The organism is Terriglobus albidus, assembly GCF_008000815.1.
Classification (GTDB): Bacteria; Acidobacteriota; Terriglobia; order Terriglobales; family Acidobacteriaceae; genus Terriglobus; species Terriglobus albidus_A.
In genome coordinates, this window is the sequence record NZ_CP042806.1 from 4,289,247 (window position 1) to 4,302,286 (window position 13,040).

The window sequence follows — 13,040 nt, forward strand, 5'->3', positions numbered from 1 at the left end:
AGGAGGCCACACCCGTGTGGTGCGACTAACGTACACGTCAAAAATTCATTGAATTGAATAGAGAAATCTGATTGACAAATCGTTATCGTACACGTTTTCATGTTAGCCGTTATCTGCGGCCTGAGATTCCCGGCACGTCGAATCGTCAAAACCTCTTTCCCTTGTCTGCTGAGGCACATACCGGTAACAGAGGAAGTGATCGCATGAGACGCAGTTTCCTTCGCCCTCTCGTCCTGCTTACGGGACTTACCTTCTTTCTTCCCCACGCCAATGCCCAGGTCAACGGCTCGGGACAGAAACCCTACCTCGGCTGGAGCAGCTTCAGCCAGCAGACCCTTGACGGCAACTTTCTGACGCAAGCGAACATGATTGCCCAATCCGATGCGCTCAAGGCGTCGGGACTCCAGGAACACGGATTTGTTTACATCAATCTCGACTCTGGCTGGCAGGGCAGCTTTGACCAGAACGGACGTCCGATCCCCAACACGGCAACCTTCCCAGACATCAAGGCGCTTGTAGATCACATCCATGCCAACGGCCAGAAGGCCGGCATTTACTGGATTCCCGGTATCGAGCAGCCTGCGGTTGACGGGAACTACCCGATCCTCGGCACGCAGTACCACACACAGGACATCGTGGTGACTCCGCTCGCCAGGGGCAATGCCTTTGGCGGCAATCCGCCAAATCCCTACCACGACAAGATCGACTTTACGAAGCCCGGCGCGCAGGAGTACATGGACTCGGTCGTCGCGCTCTTCTCTTCCTGGGGTTTCGACTTCATCAAGCTGGATGCCGTGACGCCTGGGTCCTATTCCAACGATCTCTCCATCGATAACCGCGCTGACGTCGAGGCCTGGTCGAAGGCGATCGCCAAGACTGGCCGGCCGATCTGGCTTACGGTCTCCTGGCAGCTCTCGCAGGACTACGCCTCTGTCTGGCAGCAATGGTCAAACGCGCGCCGCATTGACGACGATGTGGAATGCGAAGGCCGCTGCGCTACGCTCACCAACTGGCCGCGGATCGTTTTGCGTGAGTATGACGACGTGGGCTGGCAGCACGAGACCAGCACGACACTCGGATGGAATGACATGGATACACTCGACGTCGGCGATGGAGCGCTCGACGGCCTCTCTGATGACGAGAAGCAGACCGCGGTCACCATCTGGGCCATGGCGAACTCGCCCATGTATCTGGGCGGAGACCTCACGAAGCTGGACGATTTCGCCAAATCTGCCTTCACCAACGATGAGCTCATTGCCGTCGATCAGTCTGGACGTCCTGCTGTGCAAGTGACGGGAGGTCCGCAGCCGGTATGGATGTCGAAGCAGGCAGACGGCAGCGTCTATGTCTCGCTTTACAACCTGAACGGACTCCCCAGCAAGATCACCGTGCGCTGGCGCGATCTCGGCTTTCGCAGTGCCAGCGCAGTGCGCGATGTGTGGAACCGCATTAACCTCGGGGCCTCACCCACGGCCTTCACCACAACCGTCCTTGGTCACGGCTCACGTCTGCTGAAAGTGACACCATTCAGTACGGTCTCCGCACCGGCAGGCCATGTCTACGAGGCGGAGTCCGCAACGCTCAACGGTACCACCTACGTCTCCCAGTGTTCTGCCTGCTCCGGTGGCGCTAAGCTGAGCTATCTGGGCGCCTCACCTACGACGAACAACGCAACCTTCAATGTCTATGTGCAGAAGGCCGGCACCTATCGCATGGAAGTCGACGCGATGACTCAGGGACCGCGTGCCCTGGTTTACACCGTCAATGGGAGCCATCCTGCGACTCTCAATATGGGTGGAGGCAGCTTCAACCTGCCTCAGGCCACAACGGTTCCGGTAACGCTGCTAGCCGGGAATAACGCGATTACCTTCGGCAATCCCGGCACCTATGCCGCGGATCTCGACCGCATCGTGATCTCCGGCGATGGCAGCGCGATTGCACCCGACTTCATCACCTATGAGGCGGAAGCCGCGCAGCTCAGCGGCACGGCGAGCGTTGGCGGATGCAGCTTCTGTTCCGGCGGAGCCTATGTTGGGAACTACGGCGACGGCAGTCAGAACGCTGTCACCTTCCCTAACGTCACAGTTACGCAGGCGGGCACGTATCAGCTTGAGATCGACTACACGACCAGCGGCCCCCGCACCTTCTATATCTCCGTCAACGACGGTCCCGCGAGTCCATTGGAAGTGAACGGCAGCACCTTTGATTCCCCGGTACCCGTCCTTCTGCCCGTGCAGTTGAATGCAGGCAGCAACAAGATCGTTGTCAGCAACCCGAACGCCGGCGGCTATGCTCCCGGCCTGGATAGCATTACCGTCGGACCGATCGTCGGCACATCCAGCCTGACGGCGGCAATTACCAACAAGACAGGCCCAGACCTGCTCCGGATCTGGCAGCTTTCCCTCACGAATGCGGGCAATGCCGCGGCACAGAACGCGCACCTGAACAGCTTCACGCTGATTCCGACCAACGCCGGTACAGGATGCTATGCCAAACCAGCGCTTCCGACGCCACTTCCTCTGGGTAGCATCTCCAGCGGATCAACAAGCAGTCTGAGCATGCCCATTGCCTTCTCGCCGCTCTGCCGCGATGATGACACCTACCGTTTGCAAGCCATCTTCTCTGCCAACAACGGAGCCGATGTCGGCAGCCTTACCTCTATAGAAACCCACTAACGCCACAGATGAGAAGGGCCGCCCGATGGGGGTGGCCCTTCTGTTTGTTCCATCAGAACGCACATCATTGGCGATCGAGAACGAACATGGCTGCCTGAAAGTCTCCACGTAGAGCGACATCGACACCGTGATGCATCCAGTACGCTCCTGTCGCAGATTGGGGAGTATCGTCCTCTGATTTGCCAGTTACAACTCTAAGTTTGTAGATGGCGTCCTCGCGAAGCCCTCGTAGATAGATACGGGGGAAGGGGTAGAGCTGGGAACTGGAATGCAGGAACGCGAAGATCACGGCCTGCCTTCCATCGCGGGAGACACTTTCGGTCACGGCCTGCTCTCCCTCACGCGGAGACATCAGGCGGTAGAGACTTCCCCTCTGTACGGTCTCCCGCACTCCCTTGTAAACATCGATCATCGTGCGCGCCTTCGCGAAGTCTTCCGGTGTCCACTTGTTCAGGTTGGCGCCGATACCGAGCGATCCCTGCATTGACGAGAGGAATCGATACTCGAGCGAGAGCGCACGCTGGTTCACCCAGGTCGGTGAATCAGTTACCCAAGCCATCATGACCGCCGGCGAGTAGGCGTAGCTGAAGCCTTCCTGCAGAAGCAGCCGGTCATACGCATCCGTGTTGTCCGAGGGCCAGACCTCGTCTGTAAGGTGCATGACTCCAAGGTCAACACGACTTCCGCCGCCGGAGCAGCTTTCGATCTCGACACTGGGATGCTTCTGCCGAAGCTTCTCCAGGATGTCGTAGTAGTTGCGCGTGAAATCGACGTACACGTTCTTCTGCTCTTCCACCGGCACTGCGGACCATCCAGGCTCGGACCAGTTGCGGTTGTAGTCCCACTTAAGGAAGGCGATATCGTTTTCGTTGAGCAGCTTATCGAGAGCCTGCAACACGTAGTCATGCACATCCTTGCGTGCCAGGTTCAGGACCAGTTGATTGCGTCCTTCGGTACGCGGTCGACCAGTAAAGTTCAGAACCCAGTCCGGATGCTTTCGATAGAGATCGGAATCGGGGTTCACCATCTCGGGCTCAACCCACAGACCGAAGTCCATCTTCAGGGAGTGCACCTTATCGATCAAGGGCTTCAGTCCGTGAGGAAACTTCTGCGGATTGACCGTCCAGTCTCCAAGCCCGGCGTGGTCGTTATTCCGCTGGCCGAACCAGCCGTCATCCATCACGAAACGCTCGACGCCGATACTCGCGGCCTTGTCAGCCAGCGCCATCTGGCCGGCCTCATCCACATTGAAGGTCGTGGCTTCCCATGAGTTATAGAGAACGGGCCGCAGCTTTGGTTGCGGTGCATGGGGCAGCAACGAATCCACTTCGAACCGATGCAATAAACGCGATGCGCCACCGACGCCCTGACTGGAGAAGCCGCCGTAAAAATATGGTGTCTGGAAGGTCTCACCGTTTTTCAGCAGATATGAGAAATCAAATGCGTTTGGCCCTCCCGTGATGCGGACGCCTTTTACAACATCCTGCTCGATAGAGATCTGCCACGATCCGCTCCAACCCAGCGCAGCAAACCAGACCTCGCCCGTGTCCTGATCGTGATCTCCGACGTGATCAACCATGATCCATGGATTGTTCTGAGAACCCGTCGTACCGCGACGGCTCTCAAGAACGGTCCTACCGGCGTGAACGGGCTGTTGTTGCAGATCCCACTCACCGGCCCAGCGCCCTGTGACGTAATGCAACTGATAGTTGAGAGCACGAGGCAGGTTGTAGGTTCCTCCGGCGACCTGTTCGATAAGGAATGGCGCACCTGTCCGATTGGAAACCTCGGCGGAACGGCGAACGATACCGGTCTCGCGGTCTATGCGGTACTGAACCGTCACATAAACCTCGCGAGAGATGTCTTTCATCACAACGTCGAAGCCGTCGGCGACAACGCGATGGGATTGATACTTCAGCACGAGGTCGCGGTTCCCATCCGGGAAGGTCACCTTGAGATCAGGTTCGACATACAGTCCCCCACCCCAGCCAGTGAACTCCTGCGGTGTTGTGTTGGATGACATATCGAAGGACGAAGAGCCCTGCCCCGGCTTCGGCGGGGCAAACTCCTGGGCCGCCGGAAGACGTTCCCCCCAATACATGGTCTGCAGCTGCCCGGCATCATTGACACCTGCAACATAGGTCACGTCACCGCCATCAAGGCGAAAGACGCGCTGCGATGGATTGCTCTGTGCGCGGGAAACCTGAATCGAAAAAGCGACCGCTGCCATCAGCAGAGCAGCCGAGCGGATGCGCCTCATGTCGTACTCCTTATTGCTTGCGAAGTTCAGAGGATGAGAGGATGCGTGATTCTTCGCGGCGCAGTACCACGCTTGAACGCCGGTCACGATACCGGATCTCCACGGGACCTCCGATCCGGCTTTGAATCTTTGCGGAAACGAGCGAGCCCTTCCGCCACAGAATGTCCACGACACAGCCGCCGCGCGAGCAAAGACCCTTGACCTCTCCATCGGGCCAGACGGCCGGAAGCGCTGGAAGCAGCTCGATATAACCGGCGTGTGATTGCAGCAGCATCTCAGCGATGGCCGCCGTGCCAGCGGTGTTTCCGTCGACAGAGAAGATATTGTCTTCGGCGCCGGCGACTCCTGCCGCTGAGTATGTCAGCAGGCTGTCGTCGGCGGAATTCGCGATGAGGTCGATCAAGTAGCGATGCGCGACATCGCCTTTCAGCAGACGTGAGTAAAAGGCCACGAAGTTAGCGCGTCCCCACTCGCTTTGTTCCCAGTTTGCCGCCTTCGTGCGCATCTCGATCGTTACTTCGCAAGCGCGTGCAAGATCGGGTGTGCTCTGGGGCGAGATCTGGGACTCAGGATACAGCGCCGTAAGATGAGAGGTATGACGATGATTTGGGTCCGCATCGTCAAAGTCCTCGATCCATTCCTGCAGCCGTCCGTGTCGCCCGATCTGGAAGGGCGGGAGCTTCTCCCGCGCCACCTCAACACGGGCTCTGAACTCAGGATCGATAGCCAACCGTTTTGCGGCTTCGATGCAGTGGGTGAACGTGGCGTAGACAAACACGCGGTCCGCCGTGTTCCCCATAGATTCGGCGGCCCGTTTGCCTGACGGCGTGAGATACCAGTTCTCCGGGGAATCCGATGGGCCTGTAAGCAACCAGCCGTGAGTCGGATCGGTCACGAGATAGTCCAGAAAGAACTCCGCCGCTGAACGGAGAATTGGATAGGCCGTCTTGCGAAGGTACTCCAGGTCTTGCCCGAAGGCATATCGATCCCAGAGCTGCAGGGCAATCCAGGCTCCTCCAGCGACAAACAACCCCCAGCCTGATCCTGATCCGGGTGCGGTGTATCCCCAGGGATTGCTGACGGTATGAGCCACCCAGCCCTTTGCTCCATACATCTCCTGCGCGGTTCTCTGTCCAGCGACACTTAACGCATGGATGTATCGAATGAGTGGCATCTGGCATTCGCCGAGGTTGCATACCTCGGCGGCCCAATAGTTCTGTTGCGTATTGATATCGAGATGGAAATCGTTAGACCATCCCATACCGGCCGCCAGGCTATCGTTCCATATTCCCTGTAGCGCCAACGGAAGCGGAGAATCATGCCTGGAACCTGCAATCGTCAGATAGCGGCCATATTGAAAGAAGAGCGCAGAGAGTGGATGATCTGTTTCACCGCTGCGAACGCGTTTTCTTCTTTGATCGGTGGGAATGCCATCCAGTGCCGTCGAGTGATCGCCGGAAAGCTGCAGCGAGCAGCGATTGAAGAGTGGCTGGTAATCATTGAGATGACGCGTCTTCAGCGTGTTCCATGACAAGGCTTTCGTCCGTTGCAGAGTCGCCTTGCATTGTTCTGTAGGGTCATGGCCTGCGAACGAGGTAGCGATCGCCAGTCGAATCTCTACTTTGCGGGCTCGATCGATCTGCAAAGAATCTCTCTGCGGCGAGATCTGACCGTCGGAGAGGATGTACAGGCGAATCTCAAATGCGACTCCCGTCGCTCCGTCGCTATGTTTCTTCTCGAAGGCATGACCACAGAGATAGAGCGCGCTTCCATCGTTGATACCTTTGCTGATGGGGAGGCCTGAGTCTCCAAAACCGATTGTCATTCGCGGCATTGCCTGGGGACTGCTGATCCGCGATACCAGTATCTGGTCGGCATGCGAGACAAAGGTCTCTCGGGTGTACCGCGTGTCGCCGCTCTCAAATCGAACGTAGCTGATCGCGTCGCTAAGATGAAGGGATCGCCGATATGCGGCCGGCGCTGACAGGCTGGAGGTATGAATCAGCAGCTCAGGAAGAGGAACATTGGTGCCAAAGTTCTTCATCTTGCCGAACATGTATTTCGAGCACTCCGCATTGAGCTCGTCATACTTGCCATCGAACCAGAGCTGGCGGATTGCGGGCAGTCGCTTCTTTGCCTCCGGATGGATCTGATCCGAGTCTGGTCCACCCGACCATGCTGTTGACTCAGACAACGCAATGCGTTCGGTCTCAACGCCGCCGAAGACCATCGCGCCTATGCGTCCGTTGCCCAGTGGAAGAGCGGATAGCCAGCGCTCAGCAGGCTTGTCATACCACAATTCAAGGGGTGCAGGCTGCACCTGTCCTCGCGCGGCGGGAAGGCTTGAAGCAGTCGCAACAGCCCCAGTCAACTTGAGAAAGTCACGGCGTGACGTCTCTATCACTACTTCTCCTTCTTGAAGCGAATCGCGGCTCCACCGCCCGGCGCCAACCGAAGCGACAATGCCTCCTTGCCCGATACTTGCCTGGACGAGATGTTGAGATGCTTCGGCTCGGTCGCTGCGTCCTGCGCATCTTCATACGTCTGTGCAGTGTAACGGCCGTTGCCGAGGAAACTGAGCGGTACTTGTAGCGTCCTTGCCTGCCAGTTGGTCATAGCTCCCAGATACCATTCATCACCGTGACGGCGTGCGATCACAGCTTCCTCTCCGGGCGTGCTCGACAACACGCGGGTCTCGTCCCACTCGACTGGGACATCCTTCAAGAACTGAAAGCCCGGCTGGTTGGTGTAGTTCTGCGGGCTGTCAGAGAGCATGGGAAAGGGCGTCTCATAGATGACATAGAGCGCTAACTGCTGTGCACGGGTTCCCATAGCCATGGGAGCTTCGTTACGCGCGACAAACTTGTCTTCGGTTGCGTTGTCGAAGGCTCCGGCGGTGAAATCCATCGGCCCAGCCATCAGCCGAGTCGAGGCAAAGGCCGTACGATCGACGGGACTATCGCGCCGTCCAACTTTGTTGTTTTCCAATCCCAGAACAGCCTCATAGCTCAGGACATTGGGATAGGTGCGGAGGAGTCCCCACGGTGTGTGGCATCCATGAAAATCAACCATGATGTGATGCTCCGCCGCCAGCTTCGCAACGTCATAGTAGAACTGAATTCCCTGCTGGTCGTCGCGGTTGACGAAGTCGATCTTCAACCCAGCTACGCCCCATTTCTCATAGAGCGGAAATGCTTCCTGCATCTGCTTCATCACCGACGTGGAATAGAGCCAGATCCAGACCTTCACGTTCTTGGTCGCACCATAGCGGACCAGCTCCGGAACATCGACCTTGCCGTTCAACTGCGTAATGTCGCCGGACTTCGACCAGCCGGCATCGAGCATGAAGTAGGACAGCCCATTTGCTGCTGAAAAATCGATGTATTCCTTCATCACTTCTGTGGTGAATGCGGAGTGTCCGGTCTTGCTGACATTGTCGACCCACCAGTTCCAACTGGCCTTGCCACCGTGGATCCAGCTTGTGTCCGTCACTCGAGACGGCGGATTGAGATCGGTAAGCAGATTGGATTCGACCAGCGATCCGGGTTCGTCGGCGACGCCGAGCACTCTCCAGGCTGAGTGATGCGGCAGCGTGCCAAGGACAGCGTATTGCTGGTCATCCCACCGTGGAGACAGCTTCACCGAAAGAAGGTGGCCGGCCCAGTTGCCTGAGGGGTTGGTCAGATACATAGAGCTGTTGGTTTCGAGATCGGCCTCCATCAGCGACAGCCATGCCACGCCAGGCTGATGGAGCAGAACAGGAGTTCCAATCAGGAAGTTGCTGGAGACGCCGCCCTGATTGCTCAAAGCCGAGAGGTTCAGGCGGACATATTCACTCTCATAACTGCTGCGATAGTTTGGCAGGGCCAACACCCAGGCGGTGTCATCTTCGGCAAATCGGAACTCCGTTCCTTCCGACTTCAGCTTGAGATCCGACAAGCCTTCCTGCGCGGGAAGGAGATAACGAAATGCAATGCCGCTGTTATAGGCGCGAGCTTCCACGTCGAGCTTCCGATGGATTCCGGCGGCCTCTACCGAGTGCACAACCACGGCGTTGTATGGGTCGTGGACTTTGCTTGTCTTGGTATTGCGCAGGCTGTAGTCATCGACACCCGATGAGGGCTCTGCTCCTGCAACTCGTACATCTGCCCCAAGCATCGGTCCCGGATCGAGATCGAGACCGAGCGCCGATTCGTTTAATACGCTCTTCCCTTTGAAGGTCACCGAATAAACCAGAGCACCGGTTCCCTCGCGAGCCTCTTTCCCTTGTTTCAAGGTGAAGGTCATTCTAAGGCGTCCATCAGGAGACGTTACAGCGGGAGGCTCCTGAGCGAAGACGGGTGTAACGACGGTTAGAGCGAGAGCGGCAGCAAGGGGGGCGATAGAACGCAGGTGCATCCAGCAGACTCCATGGAACGAGGAGAACAGAGCAGGTGACGTTCACCCTGCTCCGTTCCTCATATTCAGTTACCTAGAAAACATACTTCAGAGAGAGCTGAAGGAAGCGTGCATCAGGTGCATTTGCCTGAAGATTCTTGGGACCGGTGATCTGGCCGCCGTTGCTTCCGTTGCTGGTGTTGGATGGATTGCCAAGTGTCGGGTGATTGAAGAGGTTGAAGGCATCGGCCCGGAACTGGAGGAACTGCTCCCGGAAGGTTGGGAAGTTCTTGAAGATGGACGAGTCTGCCCGCCAGAAGCCCGGACCATAGATCAGGTTCTGCTTATCGCCGAGATAGGCAAGCACCTGGCTCGGGTTGGTGATGAGGGTTCCTGCCGGGATGGTATTTCCCGGTAGTGGGTTGGCAAAGGCGCAAGGGTTGTACCAGTTGTCTTTGGTCCGCACCTGCGACGGGCAGGCGCTGGCTCCGCCTACCGGCGCCGTGCCTCCAGCCTTGAATGGATCGCCAATTCTGACAGCGCGGGCCGAACCACCTGAGGCCGTGGAGCCGATCGGGCTGATGCCGCCAAGTGGAAGTCCGCCCTGGCCCGTGAAGGTAGCGCTGACCTGCCACCCGCCGACCGCGAGATCGAGCAGGCGCGAGTTGTTCAGGTAGCTACGCCCATGTCCAAAGGGAAGCTGATAGCTGCCATTGAAGGTGAAACGGTTGCGAATGTCATAGGAGGAGTTCGTGTACTCCGAACCAAGGCCCAGGAGATAGTACGAACGTACACCGATTCCATTCGAAAGGCCGCCTGCAGAGCTCGAGTTATCGAGCGCATGAGCCCAGGTATAAGTCGCCAGGAAGGAGAGGCCGTGCGAGAACCGCTTCTCCAGCTTGGTCTGCAGCGAGTTGTAGTCGCTGACGCCGCTGTATTGGATCTGCCCGGTCCATCCAAGAGTGGGAAACGGATTGAGATTATTGGTATTCGTTCCTGCCGTGGTGAGCGCCAGGGACGAATTAGGCGCCCAATAGGTGGAGAGGTGACGGCTCACATTGCCGACGTAGGCGATGGAGGCCACAAAGTCGGAGCTGAGCGCGTACTGGAATGAAAGGCTGTAATTCTGCGTGTAGGGCGTCTTGATGCTCGCATCCGTCGCATGGAATCCCGGCTGCGTTGGAACAGCACTTGCATTCAGAGCCGGGAGCCCCGACTGCAAAGTATATGGAAGCGGGCTGCAGCTTGTGGCGTTGCAGGTGGGCTGGTTATAGCTCGAATTCAGAGTGAAGGGATAGTTTGCTCCCAGGTTGCCATTGCCATGACTCTGCAAGCCGCCGTAGAAGATACCGTAACCTCCACGAATGACCGACTTCGGAGTGAGCTGATACGCGAAGCCGAAGCGCGGCGCAAAGTTCACCTTCTGCGCCTCCAGCAGGCGGGAATTATCGACATACTGAACGGCGACATTATTCGCCGCCAGCAGGGAGACAAATGCCGGGCTCAGCGAGTAACGCTGGGCTCCCGTCGGTAGCTGATATACCGCTCTGCCGGTTCCAACACCAGAGCTGTTAAGGCCAACAGGGCCGGTAAGGACGAAGTTCGCCTGCTGATTGCGAGATTCCGCATAGGGCTGATACCAATCCCAGCGAAGTCCCAGATTGAGTGTCAGCTTCGACGTGGCGCGCCAGTCATCCTGAAAGTAAGCCGAGTCATACCACTGCTGATCGTGCACCGCCGGAACGTTAGAGATGTACGCGCTCGACATCTGGTTCGCAAGGAAGTCCGCCGTGCCGCTGGTCGCGCTGGATCCGGGGACAGACGTATAGCTGCCGTTGAAGTTGTACTGACCACGCGGCGCTTCCGCGTAGGTGTAGTAGAAGCGGACGTTCTGGAAGGCCACACCGTACTTCATGGAGTGGTTGCCCAGAATCTTCGTCATGTTGTCGAGGATCTGGTAGACATTCTGCGACTCGTTCGAGGTACCAACCGATCCCCAGTAGCTTGCACCGACCGTTCCCTGCAACTGCCCCTGCGGAAGTCCGCCCTGGAAGGGGCTGAAGGGTACATTACCCAGACCGAGGCTGGAGGCCAGGGTGGAGTTGTTCGCGTTCGGCTGCAGGAAGCGGAAGACGCCCCAGTTGTAGCCAGCCCGAAACTCATTCGTCAGCGACGGGCTAAAGACGTGAGTCTCGCTGAACATACCATTCTGTGAGAGGTTCGTGTCGCGCTCGCCGCCATAACCGCTGCCGTCGAGAATGGAACCGAAAGGGAGACCGTTGTTGATGATCTCGTGGGCATAGCTGTAGCGGCCATAGATCTGGTCTTTCGAGCTGATGTTCCAGTCGAGACGCTGGTCCCACTGGATGGTGTTATCACGCCTGCCGATGTTGGTGTTGTAGTTGTTGTAGGTCTTGCCGTTGTTGACGTTCGGCGACGGATACAGGTTGAGAATGTTCTGTGCGGTTGCATTGATGTCCGCGGAACAGAAGACATTCTGCGCGCGGCCGCATGGCTGGCCGAGAGGCACGGTGCCGCGGGAGCCGGGCTGATACAGATTGATGGGTCCGCTATAACCGGTTAGCGATGGGTTCAGAAGCTCCGTGAAGTCGCCGGTACGCATTCTCGCTGTCGGCACCGTAAAGATCCCAGGGCTGCCGAATGAGACGCGGTTCGCTTCGATATCGCCGAAGTAGAAGAGCTTGTCCTTGAGGATAGGAAATCCGAGCGTCGCTCCGAACTGATTCTGATGGAATGCCGGAACAGTCAGCGCGTTCCAGTTACGGGCATTCATCTTGTCGCTGCGGAAGTACTCCCAGAGGCTTCCGTGGATGGCGTTGGTTCCGGACTTGATACTCGCGTTCAGGACGGCGCCCGCCGAATGGCCGAACTCCGCACTGTAATTGCTGGTCTGAAGGTTGAACTCGGCGAGGGCATCTGGCGGCGGCCGCATGACGAAGGTTGCGCCGTTCAGGAAGTCGACAAGGTTGGTGTTGTTATCCACACCGTCCAGAATGAAGTTGTTCTGCTCCGCGCGCTGACCGTTGGCGACGAAGTCTCCCTTGCCAGAGCCACGAGTCTGTCCTTGAGGAGGAGCGACGCCGGCTGAGAGCTGCGCGATAAAGACCCAGTTGCGACCGTTAAGGGGTGTCTCATTAATTGCCTTGGAATCGACAACCTGCCCTACCGCTCCGGTCTGCGTATCCAGAAGTGGCGGCGCCGTATCCACCGTGATGTTCTCGGTGACTGCACCAGGCTTCAATTCGAAGTTGATGCCCAGACGGGCCTGAACATTCAGCACCAGGTTCTCACGCTTCGACGTCTGAAAGCCGTCTGCCGTGATCGTGATGGAGTATCGGCCGATCTTCACTGGTGAGAAGACATAGATACCGCTCTCGTTGGTCCACCGTTCGAGACTCAAGCCAGTATCAGTGGCATTGAGCGTGACCTTTGCATTGGGAATCGTTGCGCCGCTGTTATCGCTCACGACTCCGGTGATGGTTCCCTGGTCCATTTGGGCTTGTGCAGGGGGGAGAGATAGCCCGAAGACAAGTCCGACGATTGCGATAAGCGGGCGTAACCGCACCCAGATATTTTGCTTCGAGATGCACATACAGGCCTTCCTTTACTGAACTCCGTTCCCCGATCGAACCTTCCCGGAAAACGTGTTCGTACACGTAAACACCCTCATGTATGAGGTGCCGGCAAAACTAATACAAACCGTGAAC

At 57.6% G+C, this 13,040-nt stretch carries 5 protein-coding genes; 1 reads left to right on the forward strand and 4 read right to left on the reverse strand.

The annotated features are described in order from the left end of the window. The first annotated feature begins 203 nt into the window (after window positions 1-203). Entirely contained in the window at window positions 204-2,675 is a 2,472-nt protein-coding gene (locus tag FTW19_RS17040; RefSeq protein WP_147648744.1) for an alpha-galactosidase D, read from the forward strand. Between the two features lie 64 nt (window positions 2,676-2,739). On the opposite strand, the gene FTW19_RS17045 is transcribed toward FTW19_RS17040, so the two are convergent. The 4 genes from FTW19_RS17045 to FTW19_RS17060 form a co-directional block, all read right to left on the reverse strand. After that, window positions 2,740-4,935, reverse strand: coding sequence for an alpha-galactosidase (locus tag FTW19_RS17045; RefSeq protein WP_147648745.1), 2,196 nt, complete (start codon window positions 4,933-4,935; stop codon window positions 2,740-2,742). A gap of 10 nt (window positions 4,936-4,945) precedes the next feature. After that, window positions 4,946-7,339 (reverse strand): glycoside hydrolase family 95 protein, encoded by a 2,394-nt coding sequence (locus FTW19_RS17050; RefSeq protein WP_147648746.1) that lies wholly within the window; start codon window positions 7,337-7,339, stop codon window positions 4,946-4,948. Further along, a complete protein-coding gene (locus FTW19_RS17055) occupies window positions 7,339-9,333 on the reverse strand; it encodes a glycoside hydrolase family 97 protein (RefSeq protein ID WP_147648747.1) in 1,995 nt (664 codons plus the stop codon). The genes FTW19_RS17050 and FTW19_RS17055 overlap by 1 nt, the downstream gene beginning before the upstream one ends. A 73-nt stretch (window positions 9,334-9,406) precedes the next feature. Beyond that, complete coding sequence (locus tag FTW19_RS17060; protein ID WP_147648748.1) at window positions 9,407-12,925, reverse strand: carboxypeptidase regulatory-like domain-containing protein; 3,519 nt, start codon at window positions 12,923-12,925, stop codon at window positions 9,407-9,409. Window positions 12,926-13,040: the final 115 nt, after the last annotated feature.